The organism is Planococcus sp. A6, from assembly GCF_028823615.1.
Classification (GTDB): Bacteria; Bacillota; Bacilli; order Bacillales_A; family Planococcaceae; genus Planococcus.
In genome coordinates this window covers 14,941-40,530 of record NZ_JAPEHT010000014.1, presented here as the reverse complement: position 1 = coordinate 40,530, position 25,590 = coordinate 14,941, and the positions used below count along the sequence as shown (strand labels likewise).

Sequence of the window (25,590 nt, the reverse complement as noted above, 5' to 3'; positions counted from 1 at the left end):
TGATTTTTTCTTCTTTTTTCGCATTCTGGTCGGATGCCAAGCGTGTTGCCAATTGGCTGGATTCATACCAGAAGTCGTAGTTGCCGACATAGAGCTGGATTTTCCCGAAATCGAGGTCGGCGATATGGGTACATACTTTATTAAGGAAGTGGCGGTCATGCGATACAACGATGACAGTGTTGTCAAAGTTGATCAGGAATTCTTCAAGCCATTGGATGGCTTTCAAATCCAAGTGGTTGGTCGGCTCATCCAGAAGAAGAACATCCGGTTTACCGAATAGAGCTTGTGCCAAAAGAACTTTGACTTTATCGGACCCGGAGAGTTCCGCCATTTTCTTGTCGTGGAGATCCTCGGAAATGCCAAGGCCCTGCAAAAGGATGGCGGCTTCGGATTCAGCTTCCCAGCCGTTCAGTTCCGCGAATTCGCCTTCAAGTTCAGCTGCACGCATGCCGTCCTCGTCAGAGAAGTCTTCTTTCATATAAATGGCATTCTTCTCGGACATGACCTCGTAGAGCTTTTTATGGCCCATGATGACTGTCTCAAGAACTGCATATTCTTCGTACTCAAAGTGGTCTTGCTTCAATACGGCGAGGCGTTCGCCAGAGCCCATAGAGACATTGCCGGATTGTGCTTCAAGTTCGCCGGCAAGAATCTTGATGAACGTTGATTTACCGGCGCCGTTCGCTCCGATTAAGCCGTAGCAATTGCCTGGGTTGAACTGGATGTTGACGTCTTCAAATAGTTTGCGGTCGCCAAAACGCAAAGATACATCATTTACTGCTATCATTATTATTCGTCCTCCTAAAATTCACAATATGAATAGTATAACACGAATACGCCCTAAACCGGTAGCGTTCAAAGCCCGTGTCGGCTAAACTAATAAAGGAAAAGCTTTAGCGGCTTTTTCTGCGGAGATAAGCATCCAATTGGCCGAGTTCTTTATTCAGGAGATACTCCATTTGTACATATTCGCGCCTGCCCGGAACATGTTCTGGCGTCAGGCCTTTCATCGAGTAAATAAAGTAATAGCCGCCAATTTGACGGAACAGCACGACAACGTGCGGAAATTCATCAAAAGTGGCTTTAATATTGTATCGTTTTGCATAGCTCCAATTTATGAGCTTCATCCAGCAACCCGCCTTTCCAGTCTTATTTTAAGGGACGGAGCGGCAGGAACACAAGTTTGGTGCTGAGGGATAAGGAGAGAGAAAATATGAGGAGAATTCGAACAAAATCAGCATTGACTGCCGTTATTTTTGCCATTCTTTTAGTGGCACTCAATTTGCGGCCGGCCATTTCTTCGATCGGCCCGATGCTCGAGCCGATTCGCTCGGATCTCATGCTGACCAATGGACAAGTCAGTTTATTGACCGCTGTGCCCGTCCTATGCATGGGGCTATTCGCGCCGTTTGCGATCGTCTTCAACCGGCGTTTCGGCTTGAAGCGTTCCATCGGCTTTTTACTGGTAGTTATCGGCATTTTTACTTTAGGGCGCGGCTTTTGGCCAAGTTATTTCAATTTATTGCTTAGTTCGTTTTTCATCGGCATCGCGATCGCCATTATCGGGCCGATGTTGTCTGCGATGATCAAACGGGATTTCCCGACCCGGACAGCTTCCTTGATCGGGGTCTATTCGTTCGGCATGGGGCTCGGTGCGACACTAGCCGCAGGATTGACAAGTGTCGTCTATGCCGCTTCTGGATGGCCGGCGGGGCTTGCGGTTTGGTCAGGCTTGGCACTCGCCGCACTTATCGTATGGTTGAGAATGCCTGAAGTGGACGCAAAGTCAGAACAACTGCCGGATGATTCATTGCCGATCAGCGGAAGCCCGTGGAAAAATGTGAAGGCTTGGTATATGCTTTTGTTCTTCGGCTTCCAATCTGCTTTCTTTTTCTCGATGCTGACATGGCTCGCGCCCATTGCGATCGACAAGGGCTTGAGCGTGCTGTCGGCAGGAGCGGTCGTTACCGTCATGACGGCGGTGCAGATTATCTGCAATATTTCGATCCCGCTGCTATTCAGCCGTTATCCGAATCGCTTCCTGTGGGTATTGTCAGTGCTTGCGTTCGGGACTGCCGGCATCCTATTGTTGATGTTTGCAGGAACTTGGTCGGTGTGGCTGGCAGCCGCTTTGATCGGCGTGGCGCTTGGTGGTCTATTCCCGATCGCGTTGCTTTTGCCGCTCGATGCGACGGATTCTGCTGACGAAGCCAATAGTTGGGCTGCCATGACCCAGTCCGGCGGTTATTTAATTTCGGCATTCATGCCTTTTATCATCGGAGTGGTTTATGACCAGACAGGAAACCACGATATTAGTTTATGGTTGTTCTTGGCATTCGTCTTTTTCATGATCTTTTTTGCTTACTTGCTCAATCGAGAGCCTTAATGGTTTGTTTATTGGGCGGGGCCAGCGCCATCCATGAAAAATAAAGCGACAAAAGCGGGAACAGGATTGCCCATGAAGCAATCATCATCGGGGGGATCTCCGCCTCTGGAAGGATAGTTGAGAAATACCAATAATTCAGTTCAAGCGCTGTAATGAGCGTGATGAGGGGCCCGATGAATATCCGGCTGGCTAGGATAGCGGATGCGACGCCAAGCAGAATGACAAACGGCGGAAAAAGAATTAATTGCACGAAAAAGATGTCCAATGTGCTGAGCCATTTCATAGGGAAGCCTCCTGTTTAACGCAGTATGGCGGGAATACCCGCGTATCCTGATTTTAAACTAAGTGAATAATCTGTCAATGAAAAATATGGAAGCCATGTGGAGCGTGAAAATGATTTAGATTTTTTCACAGTTTTATACAACTAGAAAAAGCCGGCGCATTAGGCGTCGGCTTTCTTCCACACAGCAGTTAAAAACTCATCGCGACCGGATTCGGCGCGGTCCTGGGCATAATGTTCAGGATTTTTCAGGTAGAAATCCTGGTGATAGTCTTCTGCCGGATAGAAAGGCTCAGCATCTTGGATCTCAGTGATGACCGGCTTATCGAAACGGCCGCTTGCGTCGAGCTGTTTTCTGGAAGCAAGCGCCATTTGCCGCTGCGCTTCATTGTGGACGAAAATAGCCGGGCGATAGGAAGCCCCGCGGTCTTGGAACTGGCCGTCATTATCGGTTGGGTCGATTTGCTGCCAAAAAATTTCCAGTAACTGTTCGTACGGGAAGACCGCTGGATCGAAAGTGATTTCGACCGCTTCCAAATGGCCGGAATAGCCGTTTTTCACTTGCTCGTATGAAGGATTCGCCAAATGGCCGCCTGTATATCCAGAAACCACGGATTCAATGCCATCGAATTGATCGAAAGGCTTGACCATACACCAAAAACAGCCGCCAGCGAATGTTGCTTTTTCAAACATCGGATTGCCTCCCTCTATTTATTAAACTGGCAGCCACCATCCCTATACAATGCACGCAGCTTTGGGCATCAGCCAGCTGGATGTTTGACTGGGGATGGGGAATAGCGCCTGAGAATAAGAAGAATTTTACCACTCCAGCCTAGCACAGACAATAAAAACGTGTTGTAAGGGGAAACCTTGCTTCATTCATGTGCGTCTAATCAATTGCTACAGCTCAGAAAGGAATGTAAACATCATGGAAGAACAATACGAAACGAGGCAGACCAGAAAACGCAAACGTTTCCGCCCGAGAGGCAAACTTTTCTTATTATTGATCATTTTATTGCTCGGTGCGGGAATTTACTTTTTCATCCAATACCAACAGGGGCAGAACATAGCCGGTGAAACCGAAATTGAACCAGAACCATTTTCAGGAGACGAAGACAACAGCGGGTACCAGAATATCCTCGTGCTCGGTGTGGATTCGCGTGGGGAAGAGCAGTCCCGTACGGATACGATGATGATGGTGACTCACGACCGTGAAAACAATGAAGTGAAGATTACGTCGTTTATGCGAGATATTTATGCGGATATTCCTGGCTACCAATCCTATAAATTGAATACCGCGTATTATTTGGGAGGTGTCGACTTGCTGGCATCGACATTGCGTGAAATGTTTGGCGTCGAAATCCACAATTACGCGCTGGTCGACTTCAAGAGCTTTGAAACGCTCGTCGATATCGCAGCGCCAGGCGGTGTTGAAATCGACGTTGAAAAAGAAATGTCCGAGAAAATCGGCGTGACGTTGTCTCCTGGCGTCCAGCAGTTGAACGGCCAGGAATTGCTAGGCTACGCGCGTTTCCGTTCGGATAATGAAGGCGACTTCGGCCGTGTGCGCCGTCAGCAGCAAGTAATTGCCGCATTGAAAGATGAATTGATCAGCGTATCGTCAATCCCGAAACTGCCAAAACTAGCAGGCGCGGCACAAGGCTATGTGCAGACCGATATGCCTTTGGTCGACCAAATCAAATTGGCGACACAGCTCGGAACCGGCGGCAGCGGGGAAATCGAACGCTTGACGATTCCAGTGGAAGGCGGCTATAGCTATGCGAATTATCCGCAAGCGGGCTCTGTCCTGGAAATTGATATAGAGCAAAACCGCCGTGCGCTGGAAGAATTTTTGTCTCAGCCACTCAACTAATTTTTCAGATAATATGGTAAACTACAGGTAGAAGCCTGTATAAAGAAGGGGATCGCCATGCCGCCAGATGACAATAGACCGCCGTTTTTCGCTACCAACTATATCCGCTTTCTGGGCGGAAGGAATACGTTCTTTACTTTATTGATTTTAATTTTAATCGGGCTTGTCGTGTTCATCTTCAGGGAAGTGTCGTTCATCTTCAACCCACTCAATGTATTCATGAAAACGGTCGTCTTGCCGGTCGTCCTGGCGCTTATCCTATTTTATTTGCTGCGGCCGGTGTTGCGGTTGCTGGAACGGTTCAAGATCCCGAGAATTTGGGGCATTCTCATTATCTTCCTTGGGGGCATCGGGCTCTTGACGTTGTTGAGCGTCCTTGTGTTTCCATTTTTAAGGGACCAGTTCCAGAACTTGATCGAGGAATTTCCGGATTATTTCATGCGCTTATTGAATAATATCGACCAGTTCTTGCGCAATTCCTTTGTCGGTGATTATTACCGGGATTCAAGCTTCAATATCGAAGCGTTGATTGCCACTTTGCCGACCAGCATCGCGGATACATTGCAAGCGACAGTGACAGGCATCATTTCGCGCGTCACCAGCTGGATTTCAACCATTACGGGCGTTATCTTGTCGATTGTCATCGTTCCGTTTATCCTGTTCTATTTATTGAAAGATGGCGATAAGCTCCCGGACTATTTCCTGAAACTGTTGCCGCCGAGGTTCCGCGACGATACAAGAGAAGTTTTAAAGGATGCAGACAAGCAATTGGGGGCCTATATTCAAGGCCAGCTCATCGTGGCATTCTGCATCGGCGTAATGGTCTATATCGGCTTTTTGATCATCGGCATGGATTATGCGCTGCTGCTTGGCGCCTTGGCGATGGTGACCAGTATCGTTCCTTATATCGGTCCAGCAATCGCGATTACGCCCGCTGCGATCATTGCGCTTGTTACCTCGCCGTTCATGCTCGTGAAACTGGCGATTGTGTGGACCGTCGTGCAGCTGGTGGAGGGTAATTTGATCTCGCCGCAAGTAATGGGCAAGACGATGTACATCCATCCTGTCACGATCATTTTCGTCCTATTGACGGCAGGCTCCTTGTTTGGCGTCGTCGGGGTCATTTTGGGGATCCCGATGTATGCGTTGCTGCGGGTCATCGTCAGCCATCTGTACAAGTTGTTCAAACGGCGTTATAACCGCTATGAGACAGACTTGGATAAACAATACGATTACACTGAGCTTTAAGAGTGCCGTTTAGAGGTAAGGAAAAAGTGGTATGGAGAATTATCAAATTTTGGGGGTATAGATTTTTATGAAATTCAAAGACTTTTTATCTTCGATCGGCATTGGTTCGATCAAAGTGGACACTGTAGTGGAAAGGCCGCATCTTGAAGAAGGCGAAACATTGAATGGGACCGTCTATTTGGATGGAGGAAGCGGCGATCAGGAAATCGATTATATCGAACTGCAAGTGATTCGCTTAGTGGAAGATTACCGGGAGGACAGTGATTTCGACTTTTATGAAACGCCAGTTGCCAAACAGAGTTTGGAATTTGCGGGATCGGTAAAATCGAAGAACACCGTCATGCAGCAATTTGAAATTGTCCCGGATGAGCGATGGGTACTGGAGAACGTGAATGCCAAATTGATCTTGCGGACCATTGTCCACGTCAAAAACGGCGTCGATGTACAGGATGAGGACGAAATCACTTACGGCAAAATCGACAGTTAAAAATCTTTGATGATAATCTTATTATGTTAACCAAAACAACACTCCCAGCAGAGAACGATCCAACTGCGGGGTGTTGTTTTTGTATGGCCAACATTTAGGGTCACAAGGTAATTTATTCTTTAAGAAAAATTTTCAGCGCCCGTTTTATGTGAAGGACTGTTGATGCTCATGGAAACGGTCATCACGAGGTGGGGATATTGAGCGGAGCGCGCGCTCGAAAAGCACGTTTCGTAAAAAGAGAAGACCTCATGGATATCCCCGTGAATGCCGCTAGCGTAGTGCATGGAATCGTTCCATACACCGAACTCTTTTGCACGTTCCACTTCGCGGTAGATGACATCCATATAGTCGGGGTTGTTCATCGGGTAAAGCGCGAATTGGGATGAAACATATTGCTTGCTGCTGTCTTGGTTTGCCGGTTCATCCGGCGCCTCCAAATACACATTACCCGCGGTATCTCCAGGACATCCAGCTGATAAGGTGCCGGACAGGGCGATATGTTCCTTTGTCTTCGCCGCATGAAGAGTGAGCGCCTTCGCAACATTGAAGACATGCTGTTGTTTGCCCCGGATGACGGTGGAGACATCATCGGTTTGCATCCACACATTGGATGTGTCGGTGTCCTTTAACGCGCTTTTGATGATCTTGATAAAATTGCCGCTCATCGGATGCAAGGAAAAGCGAAATCCGACGATTGGACTGGTGCCGCATGAAGTTGGTTCCATTTAGAATCCCTCCTAAAAATATGCACAAAAAAGCCACATCCGTAAAGATGCAGCCACTTTACCTTACTTCGTAGTCATGTCGGAAAGTCACCGCACTTCCTCACGCAGGTCCTAACCTGATCGAGTCATAAGGGATCGGAGCGAAAGCTCTCATCTCAGCAAAACATGCACCCCTAGTGCAGAAAAACGGTATGCGGTTTTAAGTGTCGGGTTTGCCCGATGGCTAAAGTCTAAGCCAAATGCTTTTCCAAGTAAAGGGATTCTACTATTTTCATCGACAATAAGAAAATAATCGTTGTGGTGAATACTCCCTAAAAAATCGGGTAAACCTAAAGCAGACAAGCATTTGAGGAGGAATCCAATTATTATGGCATCAACCAAAAAATTCCGTGTCGTTTATCATTTCGGCGCAGGCGTCGAAGCGGTCAGCACCGTCGAAGCCGATACCCCGAAGCAAGCAGTCAGCAGTCTGGATGCGGATGATTTCCGCGAATTTATCGGCGATAACGATACGTATTACCAATTCAAGATGGACGAAGTCAAAATGGTCAGTGTTACTGAAGTCACAGACGGGCAATGATCGATCTGACAAGCGCAATAGAGAAAATCCCCTGCCGATGAAAAGGCAGGGGATTTTTTTGATTTATGTTCCGCAATAGGTCTGGTATGGAGGCGTCGAAGGCGGTGGAGGGGCCGTATAGGGCTGCTGTTCTTCGGAATGGGCATATGGATTTCGAAGGATATCCAAAAGCTTTTCCATCACTTCATAATCGCCTTGCGCTGCCGCTTCCAGTGCCGCTTCCACGCGGTGGTTGCGCGGGATGACAGCCGGATTTCGGCTTTTCATCAATTCCAGGATTTCTTGTGCGGAGCGGCCTTCTTGCTGCTGACGGGCTTTGTAACGACTATGCCAATCTTTAAAAGCCGCGTCGTTTGCCAGTTGGGGCTCTTCCACTGCTTCGAAGGTCAAGAAACGGAATGTATTGGTATAATCCGCTTGCTTGTCGTGCATCAATGCCAGCAAGTCATCGATTAATTGTTCATCTCCTGGCGCTACGGTAAACAAGCCCAGTTTTTCGCGCATGCCTGCTAAATACAATTGTTTTTCTGAACTTACATATTCCTCAAGCGCTCCTTGGAGAGACGACAAGGCCTGTTTTTCCGGAATCTCATCTAAAAGAGGAAACAGAGACTCTGCAAAACGCGCTAAATTCCACCCTCCGATGAGCGGCTGATTGCGATAAGCATAACGACCGCCAGCATCAATCGAGCTGAATACCGCGGATTCATCGTAGCGGTCCAGAAAAGCGCATGGGCCGTAGTCGATCGTTTCGCCGCTGATCGCCATATTGTCCGTATTCATGACGCCGTGGACAAAACCGGCGAGCTGCCATTTCGCGATGAGTGAAGCTTGCCGCTGCGCTGTCTGGCGGAATAATTCGATATAGCGGTCTGGCCCGGTGATGTCTGGGAAATGCCGTTCGATCGTATAATCCGCCAAAGCTTTCAAATCTTCAGTCGAACGGTATTTCGCTGCGAATTGAAAAGTGCCGACACGGATATGGCTTGAGGCCACCCGCGTCAGGATCGCTCCAGGCTCTGCAGAGTAGCGCTGGATCTTTTCTCCTGTCAACACGACTGCAAGGCTTCTGCTCGTTGGAATCCCGAGCGCATGCATGCTTTCGCTGATAATGTATTCCCGCAGCATGGGCCCGAGTGCCGCACGGCCGTCTCCGCTTCTGGAAAAAGGCGTGATGCCGGCGCCTTTTAATTGGATATCGAAAATCTCGCCATCCGGTGTTTGCTGTTCGCCGATTAAGATGGCACGGCCGTCGCCGAGCATCGTAAATTGGCCGAATTGATGGCCGGCATAGGCTTGGGCGAGCGGGAAGCTGCCTTCAGGAAATTGATTGCCTGCAAATATCTGCAGTGATTCAGGGCTGTCTAGCCGTGCTGGGTCCAGGCCAAGTGATTTTGCCAATGCTCGGTTTGCGATAACCAATTTAGGCGATGAAACCGGATTGGCCTCCATCGGGGCATATAAAGTTTTCGGCAGGCCTGCATAACTATTCTGCAGTTTCCAGCCGGTTTCTGTGTAATTCATGGGAGCGCCTCCTATCTACAAGTTGTGGGGCATGTCTTTATATTATTATAGCCGTAATGAAATCCTTGAAACAACCATAGCGGGCTGGCTCGTGCAAATAGAAAAGCTTGAGCCATACACCCAATTGAAGGGGAGGCTCAAGCTTGTGCTAATCGATTTAACGTTCTTCAACCGGCACGTAAGTCTGCATGCCAGGCCCGATGTATTCCGCACGCGGGCGGATCAGGCGGTTGTTCGAGTATTGTTCCAGGATGTGCGCGAGCCAGCCCGACGCACGGGAGACCGCGAAGATCGGCGTGAACAAATCATGCTCGATGTTCAAGGAATGGTAGACCGAAGCCGAATAGAAATCGACGTTTGGCGGAAGCGGTTTGGCGCTTGTCACCATTTCTTCAATCTTGACGGACATGTCGTACCATTTCGATTCGCCGCGAAGCTCAGTGAGCTTTTTCGACATTTCACGCAAGTGCTTCGCACGCGGATCGCCTTGTTGATAGACGCGGTGGCCGAAGCCCATGATTTTTTCCTTGTTCGCCAGTTTTTCGTTGATGACCGGCTCGACGTTGTCGACGGATCCGATTTCTGTGAGCATCTTCATGACTTGCTCGTTGGCGCCGCCATGAAGCGGTCCTTTCAAGGCGCCGATCGCTGCCGTCACGCCAGAATAAACGTCGGACAATGTCGCCACTGCCACACGTGCCGTGAACGTCGATGCGTTCAGTTCGTGGTCCGCGTGCAAGACAAGCGCTTTGTTGAACGCTTCGACTTCGATGTCTTTTGGCTCCTCGCCAGACAGCATGTACAGGAAGTTCGCTGCGAAGCTGTAATCCGTTTTCGGCTGGATCGGTTCTTTGCCGGCGCGGATGCGGCCGAATGCCGTCACGAGCGTCGAGATCTTCGCCTGGATTTTGATGGCTTTGCGGTAGTTCGCCGCCGGTTCCATCACTTCTGCTTCTTCGTCGAAGAGGCCGAGCATGGAGACCGCTGTACGCAGTGCCGCCATCGGATGGACGTGTTTGATGTCGTATGTCTTGAAGTGGTCGAGCACCGCTTGCGGCACCGCCATGTTGTCAGCGAGCTGTTGTTTTAGCTCCGCGAGTTCATCTGCTTTTGGCAAACGTTGGTGCCAAAGCAGGTAGATCACTTCTTCGAAGCTGGCGTTGTCCGCCAGATCGTCGATGTTGTAGCCGACGTATGTAAGTGTGTCATCGATGATCGAGCTGATCGCCGATTGAGTTGCGACTACACCTTCTAAACCTTTTGTTGTTGCTGTCATAAAAAAATCTCTCCTTTTTGATCATTCTGGTTGCCGGTCGGGGACTTTAAGTGCCGCTTTTTAAAGCGCTTTCATCTAGTTTCAAAAAATAAAAACCTGCCCTTTGACGACTGAATTTAACTGATTATTATGTAAGTTTACAGGAAATAAGCAAACAGCAGGGGTTGATGAGCTGAAACACGGAAAAACGGCTTGAGGCAGTTAATTGATAGTTTGAAAGAGTGAATGCTTAAAAATTTCTGCATCAAATGATACAGTTAAGCTTATGGAGAGTTCAAGCGTGCCAGCGCGTGCGATCACTCCGTTTAGCCACGGGAATGTTTATATTTCACGGAAAAAGGGAAAAAGCTCTTGCTTGTGTTTTTGAAAAGCTTTTTCTTATAATAGGGCTAACCAATTGAGTATGGAAATGACTTGAAAAATGGCGAAAGATGGACATACACAGAAGGAGTTAAACCATTGAAAACTACGGAACAAGGGATCCGCTATATCGAATTGATGGATGGAGAGCCGAAAATGGACATTCCGGCTATGGTGAAAAAAGCGAAAACAGCATATAAACCATTTAATTTCAAAGATAAAATTGAACTTCTTTTCTTTTACAATGAACGCAAAGATTTCAGCCATGCGATCTTCACTGAATACGGCATCATCGACGATGAGTTTGACGGCAAGAAAGCCGTCCATCATCCGTTTGGCGTCAAAAGCATCATTGGCATCGAAATATCGGGAAATGACTCAATTCCTTTGATTGCCTTTGTCCTGGGCCAGGCGATCGAGCATTTTAAACAGAATATGGACATCCGGCGGCACGCCGAATGGCAGGAGTTGGATAAAAGCGACAGTTACCAATGTTGGCAAACATATTTCTGCCAAGTCCATAGTTCAGTAATCCGGCACGGGCTGGAAGGATCAGCGGATATGTTTTTGAGAAGCTTGCCGTTTGTCTTGGCGAAAAAGGAAGAAAGTTTTTCTACCCCATACATTACAGGCACATTCCGCCATTTGATCCATACCTTAAGTGAGCTGTATGTCATGAGGCAAGCGGGTGATACAGAACAGGTGGATGATTTTATGAAAACGATCGGAGAACTCACCGAGCCGGCTTTTATGGAAATCTATGAGAAGCTTTACGCCGAACTGGCGGAATACCTGGAAACGCTTGGCATCAAATACAACGAAGTACATGATTGTGAGATTTTCAACGTTATCGAGCAGCGTAAAAATCAATTTGCGGTTTTATATGGCTGATTTTCCTTTCTATACTTTGAAACCGTTCAGTAATCCCATGATAGTTCAACTTTTAAAGAAGCCTTCGCAGCAGCGTAGGCTTCTTTTTTCATTGAAAGGATATTCAGAAAAATCAAAATGGGGGGTAGCATTTCATAAGGCAAGTACGGTACACTTTCTATTAACGGAATGATTAAGGTTTATTTCCTTAAATACGAAAAGCAGGTGACAGCCATGAAACAACAAGCAGAAGAATTATTTGAAGAAATACGTGCGTTCCGCCGGGATCTCCACGAACAGCCTGAACTAAGCGGAGAAGAAATGGAAACTTCGAAAAAAATACAAGAAAAGCTCGATGAATATGGCATCCATTACTTTACTGGATATGCGAAAACGGGTGTACTGGCCGTCATTGAAGGGGGCAAGCCCGGGAAAACGGTCGGTTTACGCGCCGATATTGACGCCTTGCCGATTACGGAGAAAGCAAACGTTCCGTTTAAATCCAAAGTCGATGGAAAAATGCATGCATGCGGCCATGATGCACATACAGCGATGCTATTGGGAGTGGGGAAATTGCTCCAGCAACAAAAAGATGAAATCGCAGGTACGGTATTGCTCATTTTCCAACCAGCCGAAGAAAATGCGCCGACTGGAGGAGCAGAGCAAATGATGGCAGACGGCGTGTTCGATCGATACCAGCCGGATGTCATATTGGCACAGCACGTATGGCCTGGACTTCCTGCCGGTCAAGTCGGCGTCATTGATGGGGCGATCATGGGGAACTCTGATCGGTTCCACGTCACGATCCACGGGTCAGGCGGCCATGCATCGATGCCGCATCAAACAATTGATGCCATCGTCATCGCCAACCAGGTGATGTCGGCCATCCAGACCATTATTAGCCGAAACGCCAACCCGATGGACTCTGGCGTCATCACGATCGGAAAAATTTCGGGAGGCTACCGCTATAATGTCGTGGCAGACAGTGTGGTATTGGAAGGCACAATCCGTTCATTATCAGACGAAACAAAGAAATTATTGAAAAAACGATTCCACGAAGTCGTCAAAGGCACCGCCGAAATGATGGGTGGCTCGTGTGAAATCGAATATTCAGATGGATATCCCGCTACGGTCAATACGAAACGCTGGGCTGAAGTGGTCCGTGACTCTGCCACAAAGCAATTGGGCGCGGAAGGTGTTCCTGAAGTGATCGGCAGCATGGCAGGGGAAGATTTCGGGCGCTTCTTGAAAAAATACGAAGGCGTTTACTACTGGCTCGGCACATCAGTCGGAGAGACCCAAAAGCCCCTTCATGACCCGGGCTTTATGATCGATGAACAAGCATTGTCGATCGGGACCGGCCTGATGGCTCAGGCGGCGCTTGATGTACTCGCGGAATTGAATAACTAGGAGGAATGGACATGGCAGATGCTATCGAGCGGTTTATGGAAGAAATCGAACCGCATCTTATCAAACAACGGCGCAAACGGCATCAATATCCCGAAATTGGATTTGCGGAATATGTGACGACTTATGAGTTAAGCGATCAATTGGCTGGTAAAGGCTTTGAATTGTTTTATGGCACCGATTTTTTAACGAGCGATGAACGAATGGGCGTGCCGGACGTGCAATTTTTGAAACAGCAGGAACAACGCGCACTCGACTATGGCATCCCGCTTGATTTTTTGGAGCGGATGAAAGGTGGGCATACCGGGCTTGCTGCTGTACTCGATACCGGGAAGCCAGGGCCGAATTTCGCTTATCGCTTTGATATCGATGCCTTGCCGATCGAAGAAGACGATACTTCAGGCCATGTTCCGGCTAAGAAAGCATTCCGCTCAGATGTCCCCGGCATGATGCATGCCTGCGGCCACGATGGCCATGCCGCAATCGGGCTCGGGCTGGCCGAATACCTATCAAAACAAAAAAACCATCTTCGGGGCAAATACACGATTATTTTCCAGCCAGCCGAAGAAGGCGGCAGAGGGGCGAAGGCTGTTGTCGATAAAGGTTGGTTGGACGATGCCGATTATTTCCTGAGCGGCCATGTCGGTATACATAATTTGCCGTCTGGGACCGTCGCAGCAGCTACATCAAAGTTTTTGGCAAGTTCCAAAATCAATGCGAAATTCAACGGCAAATCGGCGCATTCCGGATTAGAGCCGAACGCAGGGCGCAATGCTTTGCTCGCAGCGGCATCCGCCACCATGAATTTGCACGGCATTGCGCGCCATAAAGACGGGGCGACGCGCGTCAATGTCGGCACCTTGCACGCGGGATCGGGACGCAATATCATCGCCGATCGAGCGTTGATGGAAATCGAGACGCGGGGCGAGACCAACGAGTTGGATGAATACATGCAGGAAAATGCATTGCGCATCCTACAGGCGAGTGCAGCGATGTTTGATGTTGAACTGGAAATCGAGCATATGGGAAAAGCGATTTCTGCTGACGCAGATCTCGAGTTCGCCGCCATCGTGGAACGTGCCTGCGCCGCGTCTAAATTGAACATTGTGCCGTATTTGTCGATCGGCGCCTCCGAGGATGTCACTTATATGATGGAACGCGTCCGTGAATACGGCGGCAAAGCGACATTTATGATTTTTGCCAGTCCATTGCCGGCCGGTCATCACCACCCGCGTTTTGATTACGAGGAACAGGCATTGACGGCAGGGTTGGAAACATTGATCCGGACGACCGATCATTTGCTGAAGGAGGACGAAACCCGTGAATAACTGGCTGGTTGAGCAATTGCAACGGATGAATTTAAGCGATGTACTGGTCCAGCCGCAAGGGTTTACGCGGGAAGGCTATACAACGGAAGAAACAGCGGCTATCGAAGTCTTTAAAGCGATTGCCGAAGAACTGGGGCTCGCTGTTACAGAAGACGCCGCAGGAAATGCCATCGCCCGCTGGAATGTTGCGGGCGGGCATGCAGCAGTAGCAACAGGGTCCCACCTCGACACTGTGCCAAACGGCGGCGCGTTCGACGGGGGAGCAGGCGTCGTATGCGGGCTCGGGGCCATCAAGATGTTGAAGGAAGCCGATTTTAAACCGCAGCGCCCGATCGAAGTCATTTGCTTCCGTTCGGAAGAATCGTCGCGTTTTGGGGTCTCGACAATCGGCAGCAAAGCAATGAGCGGAATATTGGATCCGTCCATCGGTACACTGGAAGACCAACACGGCATCACGCTCGCGCAAGCGGTCGAAAGCCAAGGGTTTGTATGGCAAGACCTGGTGAATGCGAAGCGTTCGAAACACGAATTACAATGCTTTGTCGAGCTGCATATCGAACAAGGGATGCATATCGTCAATCATGAAAAAGATTATGGGGTCGTCAAAGGCGTCGCTTGCCCGGTGCGTTTAGCGGTCACGTTCAATGGAAAAGCGGGACATACAGGGACGACACCGATGGGCCAAAGGCAAGACGCGCTGGCAGCTGCCGCGCCGTTCATTTCGTTCGTCCAGGAGACGGCGCTTCAAATGAACGATGCTTACGACAAATCATTGGTGGCGACCGTGTCGACCTTGACATCATCGCCGAATTCAATGAATGTCATTCCCCAAACGGTCACGGCAGGCGTCGATATCCGCAGTGTGGATGATTCACTGAAAAAGAAGATGGCAGATGCCATACAGAGCGAAGTGAAGCGCATTGAAGAAACGACAGGCGTAAAGATCGATATCGAAGTGCTCGTTGACAATCCATCCGTGTTGCTCGATGACGGAATCGCCCAGCAATTGGTCGATGCCGGCGACCACGAGGCCTATTTGGCGCATCGGATGGACAGCGGCGCAGGTCATGATGTCATGAACATGGCGCAAGCTTGGCCAAGCGGCTTGCTGTTTATCCCTTGCCAGGATGGGCTGAGCCATCACCCTGACGAATTTGCCACTGCTGAAGATTTGAAGATGGGCGTCGAATTATTGTCCCGCTTCTTGATGGAGGCCACTGCAAATGAGAGAGATTGTTAAAGTTGGGCTGATCGGGCCGAACGATTCGGTTAATGAAACGATGAAAGCAGCTGGCAGCTTAGAAGGCATCGAGCTCATCCCCTTCATTTACCAGCACACGGAAGAAACGAAAAACATCATCAACCAACATTCAGCACGCATAGGCCATTGGCTCTTTTCAGGACCGGCGCCTTATCATTTTGCGCTGAAAGAAAAATTAATCGATGCGGATCATGCGGATTATATCCTGCTGCACGGGTCAAGTCTGCTCGGAACGATGCTCGATGCCTTTATGCAAGAAGGCGCTGTGTTATCGAGCATCAGCGTCGATTCGGTTCCGCGCCGCGAAGTGCTGAAAATGCTCAAGGATTTTGATCTGGAAAAATTGGAGATCCATACCGCGCCGGAGCTCGGCTATATCCCAGCAGAAGAATTGATCGATTACCACGAGAAACTGTACCGCTCCGGGCACATTCAAGCAGCGCTCACTTGCGTACACGCCGCCTATAGCGGCTTGAAGGAGCGCGGTGTGCCAGTATACCGGATTAGCGTATCGGAACTGGCCGCCCACCGCGCGATTTCAGTCATCAAGGAAAGAAGCCTGTCGGATTTGTACCGCATGAAGCAATTGGCGATGATTGGCATCGAAATCATCTACCCGAGCCAAGCGCAGCAACGCAAGACGCCGTTCAAGATTGAACGCCAGGAACTGGCGATGAACCGGGTGCTCATCGATTTTGCCGAAGAAGTCAAAGGCTCAAAAGTCGGGATGGGCAATGGCATTTACTTCATCTATACGACTCGCGGAGAATTGGAACTTTACAGCAAATCCCACCATCCGGAAGAGCTGAAAGAAGAGATTTTTGCCAACAGCAAGTTCCAGGTGCGGATCGGCATCGGCTATGGCCGGACCGTCACGGACTCGGAGCAGAATGTCCGCTTGGCGCTTGACTACGCCCGAGAAAAAGAGAACGGCGTGGTCATCAATATCGACGAAGGTGGAAAAGTCACGGAAATCAACTCATCAGGCGAGCGTCTCCGCTACAGCCGCCGCAGCTCCGAATCGAAGTGGCAGGAAGCGCTGAACGGTGCAGCGATCAGCCAGACCGTCATTTCCCGCATTGAATCATTGTCCCACCATTACGCGAAAGTTGAACTTACCGCGTTGGAATTATCGCAATGGATGAACAGCACAGAACGCAATGCGCGCAGGATCTTAACGGAGCTCGAGAACATCGGCCTCGCGGAAGTGGCAGGAGAAGAAGCCGGGCGTCGCGGCCGGCCGCGGAAATTGTACCGTTTGTTATTCGGGGCATAAAACGAAAAGGGAGGAATGGGAATGGCAACACCGACAGAACAACAAGACAAAAAAGGATTTTTGAATTTTATTGAAAAGTGGGGCAACCGCTTGCCCGATCCATTCTTCATTTTTGTATACTTAGCAGTTTTTGTCGTTTTGCTGTCCTGGCTGGTCAGTTCACTCGGGACGACCGTTGTCCATCCGGGAACGGGCGAGGAACTGGCGATTCAAAGCATCGTTTCAGGGGAAGGGATCCGTTATATCCTGGCAGAGACGATCAATAACTTCACCGGCTTTGCGCCACTCGGGCTCGTGCTCGTCATGATGCTCGGGATCGGTTTGGCTGAACGAGTCGGGCTGATGGAGACCGCCATCAAAAAATCCATCTTGAATGCACCGAAATCACTGATCACTTACGCGGTCATTTTCACGGGCATCATGGGGAACTTGGCTTCAGACGCTGCCTTTATCTTGGTGCCGCCGCTTGCGGCAATGGTCTTCGCTTCTGTCGGGAGGCATCCGCTCGCAGGACTTGCGGCAGGTTTTGCCGGAACCGGCGCAGGATTCACCGCGAATATCCTGATTACCGGTACAGACGCACTGCTATCCGGGATTTCCACAGAAGCTGCGAGAGCCATCGATGATACTATGGTCGTAACGCCGGTCGATAACTGGTATTTCATGAGTGCATCGGTCATAGTCATGGCAATTGTCGGGGCGATCATTACCGAAAAATTGGTCGAACCGCGCCTTGGTACATACACAGGCAAAGCCGATAATTCATTTGAACCGGTGACGAAACAGGAAAACAAAGGCTTATTGAATGCCGTGATTGCAGGTGCCGTTTACATCGGCTTGATCGCTTTGCTGCTGTTCTTCCCAGGCTCGCCTGTCCGAAACGAAGACGGCGGCATCATCCCGTCGCCATTCCTATCTGGCATCGTGCCGATCATCCTGTTCTTCTTCATTACAGTGGCTGTCGCATACGGCATCACGGTCAAGAAAATCACTGAATCTAAAGATATTCCCGCTTATATGGGAGATGCCATCAAGGACATGTCCGGTTATATCGTCTTGATCTTTGCCGCAGCCCAGTTTATCAGTTATTTTAACTGGAGCAACCTGGGCATCTGGCTCGCCGTCAACAGCGCGGAATTCTTGACGAGCATCAATATGACGGGCTTGCCGGTCATGGTCGGTTTCAGCGTCCTTGCAGCCCTTTTGAATCTATTGATTTTCAGCGGCTCCGCACAATGGGCGTTGATGGCGCCGATCTTCATCCCGATGTTCATGCTGCTGGATTACCATCCGGCATTTGTCCAGTTGGCATTCCGCATTGCGGATTCATCGACGAACATCATTACGCCGCTCAATCCGTATATTTTGATTGTGCTCGCCTTCATGCGCGAATACGACAAAAAAGCGGGACTCGGCACCTTGATTTCCTTGATGTTGCCGTACAGTCTCATCTTCTTCGGGGTATGGCTGGTCATGATGATCATCTTTGCATTGACTGGGCTGCCAATCGGCCCTGGGATCAGCTTGCGTATGTAAAAGAAAAAATCCGCCTTTTTGCAGGCGGATTTTTTTAAAAAGCCAGGACTCGAGAAGGTGAATAGGCAGGGACTTACGTGGCGCGGATTAAGAAAAACCGCTTATTTAAAAAGTTTTTTCCATTTGTTAATAGTTTGTTCATAGTTGCCCTGTATACTGGTCTAGGAAGTCATCCGAGTGGAGGGTGTGTCGAATGAACCGTCAATCCAATCAAATGAAGCATTTAAAAAGGATGTTAGATGAATCGTATGAAGCGTGCAGAAAAACCACGACGCCATCGTTTCCGAACTGCGAAAACAAGGCGTCAATGCTTCGCTATGCAAAAAGCCAACAATTCTTCAACCGTCTGTCTAACCTGTACGCGACCCGAATTGCCGCTAATGAACTTGAAATGACCAACAAAAAAGCTGTCCCTGCTGCCGATTCGGCAGAGGGGCAGCTTTTTCAGTTAATAGCTAAGCCCTTTTTCGTAAAGCCACATTTTTAAGCTCCCGAATGAAGGGAAGGAGATGGATTCGCCAGTTTCAGGATGTTCGGCGCGGACGATGATGTCCAATTCGTTCGGTGTAAAAGACCAGCCTTCTTCCATAAGGGAACGCACTACTTTCACCATCATGCTCGAACCTTTAATCGTACCCATTTCCATCGCTATCATCTCCTTCAGTAATATCTCCCATTATAACAGGGAAATCATTATGAGTAGTACACATATGCTTTCTGTAGTATTCCTGTAATCGTATCTTTTTAAACCCATCTTCTGTTCAAAACCTATAAGCAAGCCAAATATGATAAAAACCTAACGCAAGTACTGTGCTGCCGAGTCTGCGACAAGGAATAATGCGGCCGTTTTTGCCGGTGGAGGGGAGTTATGAAAGTTTTCGTCAAACTATTGGGAATTGGTAAAAAACTGGTTGACTTTTTGTGAAAACCCCCTATAATTCACAGTAACAGCACCAATTATAGCGAAGAGTCTCTGGCCTTGTTTAAAATAATCGGCGATCGAGGAGGAAGACTGATGAAGTTCATGCCCAGAAAACGAGAGGATTTCTTCCCGAAACTATTCCAAAGCGATTTGGATTCGGATTTCTTTGACCGATTCTTCAAGGAAAGCAATTACCCACAAGTCGATGTGAAAGAAGCGAACGGTCAGTATGAAGTGGTAGTCGATGTGCCGGGTTTCTCAAAAGATGACATCCACGTCGATTTCAAAGACGGCTACCTGTCAATTAGCGGAAAAAAAGAAGAAAGCTCGGAAACTTCGCAAGACGAAGGCCATTACATCCGTAAAGAACGTTCTTTTGGTTCGTTCAAGCGCAGCTTTTACGTCGGGGATGTCGATGAACAAGCCATTAAAGGAAACTTTAAAGATGGTGTCTTGCAATTAACTGTGCCAAAGCCGGAAGAAAAAGACTCCGGCAATGGCAAACGCATCGAGATCGAGTAAAGAGCCCGGCCAGAGGCTCTTTTTTCATTGAGCTAAGAATAGCATAGAAAAAAGGAGGGGCATATATGGCAAGTAAGGAACAGGCTATCACAGATGAAACGGCCCACAAACTCCAAAAGAGGAATTTCTGGTCCGGCATATTGTTCGGGATCGGCTCGATGGCGTTCATTGATGAAGTAATCTTCCACCAATTGCTTCAATGGCATCATTTCTATGATTTGGCGACACCTCAAATCGGTATTTTTGCAGATGGTTTGTTGAATTCTTTTGCCTGGTTTGCAGCGATCGGCGGGCTCTTCATGTTTGCAGACTTGAGAAGGCGGCAAGCAGTCCGCATGCGGTATTGGATTGCCTCAGTCCTTATGGGTGCAGGGGCTTTCCAGCTGTTTGACGGGATTATTGACCACAAAGTGTTCAGGACCCACCAAGTCCGCTATCAGGTCGAATTGTGGCCTTATGACTTGAGCTGGAATTTGTTTGGCGCTGCTTTGCTTATTGCGGGATTGTTCCTTGCAAAATCCGCCAAGGAAAGGCGGTCCGCATAAAGCGATGATACATCATTACCTCGGCTCCATAGAACCTTGGTTTCAGCTAACAGCGGCGTTATTGCTTGCCTGGGCCCTGATGTTTTACCCGATGCTTTCGATATGGACCAACGAACGTTATAGAAAATGGCCCATGCACCGTTACATATTTTGGTTTGTTGGCGTGATCGCAGCAGGCGCTTCATTAGTCGGTCCTTTAGCGGATGCAGCACACACAAGTTTTGCCACCCATATGACCGGGCATTTGTTGCTCGGCATGCTGGCGCCGTTATTATTGCTGCACGGCAAACCATTGACTTTGGTGATGAGAGGGTTGCCGACCACATCCGCACGGCGCCTGAGCCGCCTATTGAATAGTCGATTCATTGCAGTCGCAAGCCATCCCGCCAGCACCGCTTTATTAAATTTCGGTGGCTTGTTTATTTTGTATAAAACGGATTTATTCGTCTTGATGCATCAATCGACAGCGGTTTACGCTTTGGTCCATATTCATATTTTGTTGGCAGGATATATGTTCACGTGGTCGATTCTATATACCGACCTAACTGCCCATCGGCATTCGTTCCGTTTGCGCGCAGCGGTCTTGATTGTGGCGCTAGCAAGCCATAAAGTGTTGGCGAAATCGCTTTACGCCATGCCACCTGCTGGAATCACGACCAGTGACGGGGAAATGGGAGCGCTGATCATGTACTATGGCGGAGATGTTATCGATCTGGCCCTTATCATCCTTTTTTGCTATAGCTGGTATAAAGCCACCGCCCCTGGTCGAATCGCCCGTGCGGTTTGACAGCCATTTCCTTTCAGGAGATGGCTTTTTAATTGGCCATGATTTGGTTTGTTTGCGGTAGCACCGGGCGAAAACGGCAAAATGATGGTAGAATAGAAGAAAGCAATTGTCAGGAGGCACGTAATGAATAGCTACATCGTCATGCAGGGGGAAACCTATAGAGAAGAAAAACGCCTAGGAATTGTCCGGGCGCCTATGAAAGATAAATCGGGAACCACGCCACATTCGTGGGAGCGGGTAAAATCATTGCAAAAAGGGGACCGGACCTTCCATTACGTCAGGGGGGCACTGATTGCGGTGGGGACCATTCAAGAAGATGCGCGCGAGCAGGCATCAGGTACTGCACAAGCTGAGTGGATTGCGCCTTGTGAATACTTGGAACTGGATGACCCATTGGAAATTGCGTCTTGCATCAAAATAGTGTCAGAACATTTGCCGATCAAGTATTCCGCTTTCCAGCCGGACGGCAACGGCAACTCCGGTTATGTATACCCGTGCAATGAAGCGTTGGCGTTGGTGTTTTTGGAATTATTATCGTCTTCAAAATGGCGCAATATCGAGCAATTGGAATTTGTTTACGACGCTGTGCGTGAAGAGAAATACAATTCTTTAACAGCCTGGATGATGGATTCCGAATACTTGCTGCGGCGAAAGTTCAGAGACTTGAAGAGGCAGTTTAAAACAGTGCAGTTGGAGCGGTGGGGAAATAAATGTGCCCTTTGCAGCCTCGATAATCCTGCATTGTTGAAGGCGGCCTACAGCAAGCCTTGGAAAGACAGCACTGACGCAGAACGGATCAACCCAGCGAATGGGGTGCTATTATGCGCCAATCACGCAGCGCTTTATGAAAGCGGCCAAATTTCCTTTACCGGCGTAGGTACGCTGAGAATGTCAGCAACCATTCAACCACAAGCGAGCCATTATGGTTTGAAGAAAAATATGCGCATCGCAGCGAAGGATTCGAATACGGCTTTTTTCAGATGGCATCGAAATAATTTTTTTGTGGGTGAATAACGAATGTGGCGTGCAGCGATTGCTGCGCGTTTTTTTATTCATTTTTATTCATCCGAGAGGCTTGAATAAAAATCTAGTTACACAAATGTCGTGGATGAATAAATGACTAAGTGGTTGTTTATTGAATAATATTGAATAAAATAATCATCACCAAACTTTATGAATAGATTTATTCGTTTGTAAATATTATAAATCCACCAGAAGTTTTTGGTTACTCGGCGCATCCTTCGAGTCATTCGTCTCTAGTGCTTTTAGAAACTAACCCTGAATATCCTGGTTAAATGTGTTATAGTATATTCAACAAATGAATGAATGGGAAGGGTGACGGGGATGGTATCGACCACAGAAGTTGCAAAGCATGCAGGAGTCTCTCAAACGACGGTGTCCCGTGTGTTGAATCGGCCAGAGCAAGTTAAAAAGGAAACCTACGACAAAGTGATGCAAGCCTTAGCTGAATTGGATTACGGAAATGCGAGCGCCGCTAGTGAACAACCCGCAGAGCCAGAAAAACGTATCGCCGTCCTGTTTGCAGAGGATTGCGCGCCTGCTGAATTCGCCCGTTTGCGCGAATTTACCAAATCGGCACAGGCATCGGGCTACGAGCTGAAGGGCCATGCATTGACTGGCAATGAATCGATGGAAGACAGCAAGGTTTTAGTAAAAGGAGTTGCAGGCGTCATCGGCATCGGCACCCTTCCTGCAGAACTGAAGGAATATTTAAAGGAAACAAGTGCCTTTTTGCAAGCCGAAGAAGCTGCGGATGAAGGGAAACCATTTGACGGGCGTAAAGCGGCATATCTTGCTACCAGCCATCTTGCTGAAAAAGATCACCAGCAAATCGCTTGGGTCGGGGGAGATCTGCCGGATGGCAGCGAAAGGCTTCAAGGATACTATGAAGCTTTGGCCCATCATCAATTGAAGCTGCGCAAAAAACGCATCCATTCGACACAAAGCCCAGCGGATTTCGATGCCATTGCGGCTGAATTGCGTGCGTTTAAAAAACCGACCAGTGCGTTTGTTGCCGCGAGCTATGAAGACGGGCTGCAATTACTCGATTCTTTGAAAAGCGCTGGATTCAAAGTGCCAAAAGACATCAGCATTGTGGTGGTAGGGGAACCGGAAGAAGGAAATGACGCTGAATTGACGGCCGTCAAGCCGCCATCCGCTGCACAGCCATTTACCCAGCAAGTGATGGATTGCTTGCTTCAGCAGATCGAAGGAAGCGAAACGGCGATGCCAGCTGCCGAGGACGAGTTGCAACTTAGCAAGGGCAACACGGTGAAAAAATTTAAAGAACGGCAAAAAAGCAAAGCTTAACCATAAAAAAAGCGTCCGTACAGCAAACTGTACAGGCGCTTTTTAAATTAAAGTTCCTTATGCAAAAACGGGCATTTGCCTTTGACCGGCTCAACATCATCCCCGATGAAGAACTGCTTCCATTCATTGTGTTCAGGGTCGCCAAAATGGCTGATATCCGGATGGGTCGGCAATTCATCCCATTTCTCGACCCGTTCCCGGACCTTATCACGCGACATAATGCCGCCTTTTTCAGTTCCTGTCAGTCCTTCGAAGATCCTTCTCGGCTGGAAACCGAGCACCATCGAATTGCCGAGGTGACGGGTGCGGCGCTGTTTGTAGGCAGGCGCGTTGCCGAAGATGAAAATGGGTTCCCCTTTGAAGTTGAAATCCCATAAATAATGATCAGGATCACGCGGCGCTTGTTCGGGCCATTCGGTATCATCCATATCGTGAAGATACTGCAGGATTTCCCAGAACTGCTTGCGGTAAGCATCGAGTGGCCCTTCCGATTCAAATGGTTCCACGAACACAAACAAGCCATGCCGCTTATGTTTCGGATCTTCGAACAGAGTCAAGAATTCCGCCACGGCTCCCGGCAGGTTTGACCAATCGTCTTGGGTTATGTATGCATAGCGCAGCTCGCTTTTCAACTCGCCGCTTCTGCCGAAATAGCACGGGAAAGTCTTATCCGTCACCGTCTCATGAAAGGTTTTGTATTCGCGCAGTAACCAGTCAGGCAAGTCGTTGCGGTTTGTAAAATCTTCTTTTGTTAATAAAGCAGGGATCGTCGTTTGCATTACTTAGCCTCCAATTTCAAAATCTCATCTTTCAAATTGTTCCCTGAATGCTTTTAATTGAAACACCTTAATTTAATTTATTGGGAAGAACGACAAAAACAGGAAATGAAAAAAGCGCAAGGAAATTGCGCTTTCTTCACGTCAATCTATCCGGTTATTTATCCAAGGCGTTGTGATTCATTCATCGATTTATTCAAGGTCGTTTGCTGTGCCTGGCCATGCTTCACCCGTCATTTCCACAAGCCCGAGAAGCTTTCTTCTGCGGAGTTCGAGTGATTCCATTAGCTTTTCATAGGATTCTGCATCAACGGTCGGAATCGAGTCATCGAGATTCGCCAGCACTTGATGGGGCGGAACTACCGTGGATGCGTCGATTGAGGAGCTATGCAAGGTATCTAAATAACTGGTGACGCTGCTTGAGAGTTCCTGCATCAATAAAGCATTGGGTCGAATGTCTTTTGGTATGCCGTGCTGTAAAAAAGTCAATGCTTCATCCAACACAACGATATTGACCGGCAACGATCGGTCATGCGTTGAACTGCGGTAATAATGGAGTACGGGGTAGGCATTGTATTTCGATACAGCATTGCTTAATTCATTCGCGAACGTATCGAGCAATAGATTGAGGTTGTCGAAATTCTTCCCGTTCCATGAATTGTTGACAAAGGAAGCGGGATCCATTGCAATGCCGCTAATGCTCGAGGCAAGCGAGCGTTTTTCTGACACGGCGCTCAGCACTTGCAGCAAATAAGTCACCCCGAAGGTAATGAATAGCATGCCGGTGCCGGTCGCAAAGATGGCCACGATTTGCCAGATGCCGTCATCGGGTGCGAACTCGCCGTTGCCGAGCGTGAAAATCAAGTAGCCTGCATAATAGGCATATTCAACCCATGACAAAGGCCCGCCGTCTTTGGTATCGACGATCATGTCGGAACTGGCAAAAATGAACGTCCAGCCCGCCCATAATAGGAAAATCCATGTCGCCAAGGTGGAGACCAAAATAATCGGTCCCGCGAGGCTCAGGAATTTCGAGTTATTCCGGCTCACTTGCTTATGGAGCGTCCAGTAGGCGGAAGTGAGCTTGTGGGTCAATGGGCCGGCGCCGCCATCGACCCATAAAGTCGTCCAGATGAAATCGATCAGTGTGAGGACGACGATGATGATGCCGATAAGTAGATAAAACTGATCCATCAACATCCCTCCTTATCTGTTCTACTTGTCCATACCCTTCCAGTCCTATAGGTTATGCATATAAGCGTGAAAAGGGAAAAGAAACAAGCAGATATG

Annotated in this window: 27 protein-coding genes and 1 riboswitch; of the genes, 17 read left to right on the top strand and 10 right to left on the bottom strand. The window is 48.7% G+C overall.

Annotated features, from left to right (window positions below):
* Together ON064_RS03735 and ON064_RS03730 are read right to left on the bottom strand one after the other, a co-directional pair.
* Positions 1 to 787 (bottom strand): ABC-F family ATP-binding cassette domain-containing protein (locus ON064_RS03735; protein WP_274623678.1); only part of this gene is annotated, 787 nt, incomplete at its 3' end.
* A 106-nt stretch (positions 788 to 893) separates the two neighbouring features.
* Entirely contained in the window at positions 894 to 1,127 is a 234-nt protein-coding gene (locus tag ON064_RS03730) for a hypothetical protein (RefSeq protein WP_058380663.1), read from the bottom strand.
* An 86-nt stretch (positions 1,128 to 1,213) separates the two neighbouring features.
* Between ON064_RS03730 and ON064_RS03725 the strand changes: the two genes are divergently transcribed.
* Positions 1,214 to 2,386 (top strand): MFS transporter, encoded by a 1,173-nt coding sequence (locus tag ON064_RS03725; RefSeq protein ID WP_274623677.1) that lies wholly within the window; start codon positions 1,214 to 1,216, stop codon positions 2,384 to 2,386.
* On the opposite strand, the gene ON064_RS03720 is transcribed toward ON064_RS03725, so the two are convergent.
* Together ON064_RS03720 and msrA are read right to left on the bottom strand one after the other, a co-directional pair.
* Complete coding sequence (locus ON064_RS03720; RefSeq protein WP_274623676.1) at positions 2,370 to 2,669, bottom strand: hypothetical protein; 300 nt, start codon at positions 2,667 to 2,669, stop codon at positions 2,370 to 2,372. The genes ON064_RS03725 and ON064_RS03720 overlap by 17 nt on opposite strands.
* 159 nt (positions 2,670 to 2,828) lie before the next feature.
* Positions 2,829 to 3,359, bottom strand: coding sequence for a peptide-methionine (S)-S-oxide reductase MsrA (msrA, locus tag ON064_RS03715; protein ID WP_274623675.1), 531 nt, complete (start codon positions 3,357 to 3,359; stop codon positions 2,829 to 2,831).
* 235 nt (positions 3,360 to 3,594) lie between these two features.
* Here msrA and ON064_RS03710 point away from each other — a divergent pair, with 235 nt between their 5' ends.
* The 3 genes from ON064_RS03710 to ON064_RS03700 all read left to right on the top strand — a co-directional run bounded on the left by ON064_RS03710 (position 3,595) and on the right by ON064_RS03700 (position 6,274).
* Positions 3,595 to 4,539, top strand: coding sequence for an LCP family protein (locus ON064_RS03710; RefSeq protein ID WP_121297487.1), 945 nt, complete (start codon positions 3,595 to 3,597; stop codon positions 4,537 to 4,539).
* A gap of 57 nt (positions 4,540 to 4,596) precedes the next feature.
* Positions 4,597 to 5,787: an AI-2E family transporter gene (locus ON064_RS03705; RefSeq protein WP_121297486.1), complete on the top strand. Its 1,191-nt coding sequence runs from the start codon at positions 4,597 to 4,599 to the stop codon at positions 5,785 to 5,787.
* Positions 5,788 to 5,854: 67 nt separating this feature from the next.
* On the top strand, positions 5,855 to 6,274 hold the full coding sequence (locus ON064_RS03700; protein WP_274623674.1) for a sporulation protein: 420 nt from the start codon (positions 5,855 to 5,857) through the stop codon (positions 6,272 to 6,274).
* Positions 6,275 to 6,393: 119 nt separating this feature from the next.
* On the opposite strand, the gene ON064_RS03695 is transcribed toward ON064_RS03700, so the two are convergent.
* Positions 6,394 to 6,999 carry a YkoF family thiamine/hydroxymethylpyrimidine-binding protein gene (locus tag ON064_RS03695; protein WP_274623673.1) on the bottom strand — a complete coding sequence of 202 codons (606 nt, stop codon included), beginning with the start codon at positions 6,997 to 6,999 and terminating at the stop codon, positions 6,394 to 6,396.
* Between the two features lie 80 nt (positions 7,000 to 7,079).
* Positions 7,080 to 7,184: riboswitch (TPP riboswitch) on the bottom strand.
* Positions 7,185 to 7,366: 182 nt separating this feature from the next.
* On the opposite strand from ON064_RS03695, the gene ON064_RS03690 reads away from it, so the two are divergent.
* Positions 7,367 to 7,579, top strand: a complete 213-nt coding sequence (locus ON064_RS03690; protein ID WP_274623672.1) for a hypothetical protein — start codon at positions 7,367 to 7,369, stop codon at positions 7,577 to 7,579.
* Between the two features lie 63 nt (positions 7,580 to 7,642).
* On the opposite strand, the gene ON064_RS03685 is transcribed toward ON064_RS03690, so the two are convergent.
* Together ON064_RS03685 and citZ are read right to left on the bottom strand one after the other, a co-directional pair.
* Entirely contained in the window at positions 7,643 to 9,103 is a 1,461-nt protein-coding gene (locus tag ON064_RS03685) for a protein adenylyltransferase SelO (RefSeq protein ID WP_274623671.1), read from the bottom strand.
* Between the two features lie 157 nt (positions 9,104 to 9,260).
* Positions 9,261 to 10,379: a citrate synthase gene (gene citZ, locus ON064_RS03680; protein ID WP_274623670.1), complete on the bottom strand. Its 1,119-nt coding sequence runs from the start codon at positions 10,377 to 10,379 to the stop codon at positions 9,261 to 9,263.
* A gap of 459 nt (positions 10,380 to 10,838) precedes the next feature.
* Here citZ and ON064_RS03675 point away from each other — a divergent pair, with 459 nt between their 5' ends.
* The 7 genes from ON064_RS03675 (at position 10,839) to ON064_RS03645 (ending at position 18,904) form a co-directional block, all read left to right on the top strand.
* Complete coding sequence (locus tag ON064_RS03675) at positions 10,839 to 11,630, top strand: hypothetical protein (RefSeq protein ID WP_274623669.1); 792 nt, start codon at positions 10,839 to 10,841, stop codon at positions 11,628 to 11,630.
* Between the two features lie 213 nt (positions 11,631 to 11,843).
* On the top strand, positions 11,844 to 13,019 hold the full coding sequence (locus tag ON064_RS03670; RefSeq protein ID WP_274623668.1) for a M20 metallopeptidase family protein: 1,176 nt from the start codon (positions 11,844 to 11,846) through the stop codon (positions 13,017 to 13,019).
* An 11-nt stretch (positions 13,020 to 13,030) separates the two neighbouring features.
* Positions 13,031 to 14,344, top strand: coding sequence for an amidohydrolase (locus ON064_RS03665; protein ID WP_274623667.1), 1,314 nt, complete (start codon positions 13,031 to 13,033; stop codon positions 14,342 to 14,344).
* Positions 14,337 to 15,584, top strand: coding sequence for a M20 family metallo-hydrolase (locus tag ON064_RS03660; protein ID WP_274623666.1), 1,248 nt, complete (start codon positions 14,337 to 14,339; stop codon positions 15,582 to 15,584). The genes ON064_RS03665 and ON064_RS03660 overlap by 8 nt, the downstream gene beginning before the upstream one ends.
* Entirely contained in the window at positions 15,568 to 16,881 is a 1,314-nt protein-coding gene (locus ON064_RS03655) for a helix-turn-helix domain-containing protein (protein ID WP_274623665.1), read from the top strand. Before ON064_RS03660 ends, ON064_RS03655 begins: the two co-directional genes overlap by 17 nt.
* 21 nt (positions 16,882 to 16,902) lie before the next feature.
* Complete coding sequence (locus ON064_RS03650; RefSeq protein ID WP_274623664.1) at positions 16,903 to 18,417, top strand: AbgT family transporter; 1,515 nt, start codon at positions 16,903 to 16,905, stop codon at positions 18,415 to 18,417.
* Positions 18,418 to 18,610: 193 nt separating this feature from the next.
* Entirely contained in the window at positions 18,611 to 18,904 is a 294-nt protein-coding gene (locus ON064_RS03645; RefSeq protein ID WP_274623663.1) for a hypothetical protein, read from the top strand.
* On the opposite strand, the gene ON064_RS03640 is transcribed toward ON064_RS03645, so the two are convergent.
* A complete protein-coding gene (locus ON064_RS03640) occupies positions 18,866 to 19,063 on the bottom strand; it encodes a hypothetical protein (RefSeq protein WP_058380680.1) in 198 nt (65 codons plus the stop codon). The genes ON064_RS03645 and ON064_RS03640 overlap by 39 nt on opposite strands.
* A gap of 369 nt (positions 19,064 to 19,432) precedes the next feature.
* Between ON064_RS03640 and ON064_RS03635 the strand changes: the two genes are divergently transcribed.
* The 5 genes from ON064_RS03635 (at position 19,433) to ON064_RS03615 (ending at position 23,524) form a co-directional block, all read left to right on the top strand.
* A complete protein-coding gene (locus ON064_RS03635) occupies positions 19,433 to 19,861 on the top strand; it encodes an Hsp20/alpha crystallin family protein (RefSeq protein ID WP_274623662.1) in 429 nt (142 codons plus the stop codon).
* A gap of 65 nt (positions 19,862 to 19,926) precedes the next feature.
* A complete protein-coding gene (locus tag ON064_RS03630) occupies positions 19,927 to 20,406 on the top strand; it encodes a DUF2243 domain-containing protein (RefSeq protein WP_274623661.1) in 480 nt (159 codons plus the stop codon).
* A gap of 4 nt (positions 20,407 to 20,410) precedes the next feature.
* On the top strand, positions 20,411 to 21,193 hold the full coding sequence (locus tag ON064_RS03625; RefSeq protein WP_274623660.1) for a cytochrome c oxidase assembly protein: 783 nt from the start codon (positions 20,411 to 20,413) through the stop codon (positions 21,191 to 21,193).
* A gap of 123 nt (positions 21,194 to 21,316) precedes the next feature.
* Entirely contained in the window at positions 21,317 to 22,207 is an 891-nt protein-coding gene (locus ON064_RS03620) for an HNH endonuclease (RefSeq protein WP_274623659.1), read from the top strand.
* Positions 22,208 to 22,537: 330 nt separating this feature from the next.
* Positions 22,538 to 23,524 carry a LacI family DNA-binding transcriptional regulator gene (locus tag ON064_RS03615; RefSeq protein WP_274623658.1) on the top strand — a complete coding sequence of 329 codons (987 nt, stop codon included), beginning with the start codon at positions 22,538 to 22,540 and terminating at the stop codon, positions 23,522 to 23,524.
* Between the two features lie 47 nt (positions 23,525 to 23,571).
* Here ON064_RS03615 and ON064_RS03610 read toward each other — a convergent pair whose 3' ends face one another.
* Entirely contained in the window at positions 23,572 to 24,303 is a 732-nt protein-coding gene (locus tag ON064_RS03610; protein ID WP_274623657.1) for a YqcI/YcgG family protein, read from the bottom strand.
* Positions 24,304 to 24,492: 189 nt separating this feature from the next.
* Positions 24,493 to 25,494 carry an ion channel gene (locus tag ON064_RS03605; RefSeq protein WP_274623656.1) on the bottom strand — a complete coding sequence of 334 codons (1,002 nt, stop codon included), beginning with the start codon at positions 25,492 to 25,494 and terminating at the stop codon, positions 24,493 to 24,495.
* Positions 25,495 to 25,590: the final 96 nt, after the last annotated feature.

Coding starts and splice junctions, on each gene's coding strand:
- ON064_RS03730 (WP_058380663.1), bottom strand. CDS start 1,127: ATGAAGCTCATAAATTGGAGCTATGCAAAACGATACAATATTAAAGCC.
- ON064_RS03725 (WP_274623677.1), top strand. CDS start 1,214: ATGAGGAGAATTCGAACAAAATCAGCATTGACTGCCGTTATTTTTGCC.
- ON064_RS03720 (WP_274623676.1), bottom strand. CDS start 2,669: ATGAAATGGCTCAGCACATTGGACATCTTTTTCGTGCAATTAATTCTT.
- msrA (WP_274623675.1), bottom strand. CDS start 3,359: ATGTTTGAAAAAGCAACATTCGCTGGCGGCTGTTTTTGGTGTATGGTC.
- ON064_RS03710 (WP_121297487.1), top strand. CDS start 3,595: ATGGAAGAACAATACGAAACGAGGCAGACCAGAAAACGCAAACGTTTC.
- ON064_RS03705 (WP_121297486.1), top strand. CDS start 4,597: ATGCCGCCAGATGACAATAGACCGCCGTTTTTCGCTACCAACTATATC.
- ON064_RS03700 (WP_274623674.1), top strand. CDS start 5,855: ATGAAATTCAAAGACTTTTTATCTTCGATCGGCATTGGTTCGATCAAA.
- ON064_RS03695 (WP_274623673.1), bottom strand. CDS start 6,999: ATGGAACCAACTTCATGCGGCACCAGTCCAATCGTCGGATTTCGCTTT.
- ON064_RS03690 (WP_274623672.1), top strand. CDS start 7,367: ATGGCATCAACCAAAAAATTCCGTGTCGTTTATCATTTCGGCGCAGGC.
- ON064_RS03685 (WP_274623671.1), bottom strand. CDS start 9,103: ATGAATTACACAGAAACCGGCTGGAAACTGCAGAATAGTTATGCAGGC.
- citZ (WP_274623670.1), bottom strand. CDS start 10,379: ATGACAGCAACAACAAAAGGTTTAGAAGGTGTAGTCGCAACTCAATCG.
- ON064_RS03670 (WP_274623668.1), top strand. CDS start 11,844: ATGAAACAACAAGCAGAAGAATTATTTGAAGAAATACGTGCGTTCCGC.
- ON064_RS03665 (WP_274623667.1), top strand. CDS start 13,031: ATGGCAGATGCTATCGAGCGGTTTATGGAAGAAATCGAACCGCATCTT.
- ON064_RS03655 (WP_274623665.1), top strand. CDS start 15,568: ATGAGAGAGATTGTTAAAGTTGGGCTGATCGGGCCGAACGATTCGGTT.
- ON064_RS03650 (WP_274623664.1), top strand. CDS start 16,903: ATGGCAACACCGACAGAACAACAAGACAAAAAAGGATTTTTGAATTTT.
- ON064_RS03645 (WP_274623663.1), top strand. CDS start 18,611: ATGAACCGTCAATCCAATCAAATGAAGCATTTAAAAAGGATGTTAGAT.
- ON064_RS03640 (WP_058380680.1), bottom strand. CDS start 19,063: ATGGAAATGGGTACGATTAAAGGTTCGAGCATGATGGTGAAAGTAGTG.
- ON064_RS03635 (WP_274623662.1), top strand. CDS start 19,433: ATGAAGTTCATGCCCAGAAAACGAGAGGATTTCTTCCCGAAACTATTC.
- ON064_RS03630 (WP_274623661.1), top strand. CDS start 19,927: ATGGCAAGTAAGGAACAGGCTATCACAGATGAAACGGCCCACAAACTC.
- ON064_RS03625 (WP_274623660.1), top strand. CDS start 20,411: ATGATACATCATTACCTCGGCTCCATAGAACCTTGGTTTCAGCTAACA.
- ON064_RS03620 (WP_274623659.1), top strand. CDS start 21,317: ATGAATAGCTACATCGTCATGCAGGGGGAAACCTATAGAGAAGAAAAA.
- ON064_RS03615 (WP_274623658.1), top strand. CDS start 22,538: ATGGTATCGACCACAGAAGTTGCAAAGCATGCAGGAGTCTCTCAAACG.
- ON064_RS03610 (WP_274623657.1), bottom strand. CDS start 24,303: ATGCAAACGACGATCCCTGCTTTATTAACAAAAGAAGATTTTACAAAC.
- ON064_RS03605 (WP_274623656.1), bottom strand. CDS start 25,494: ATGGATCAGTTTTATCTACTTATCGGCATCATCATCGTCGTCCTCACA.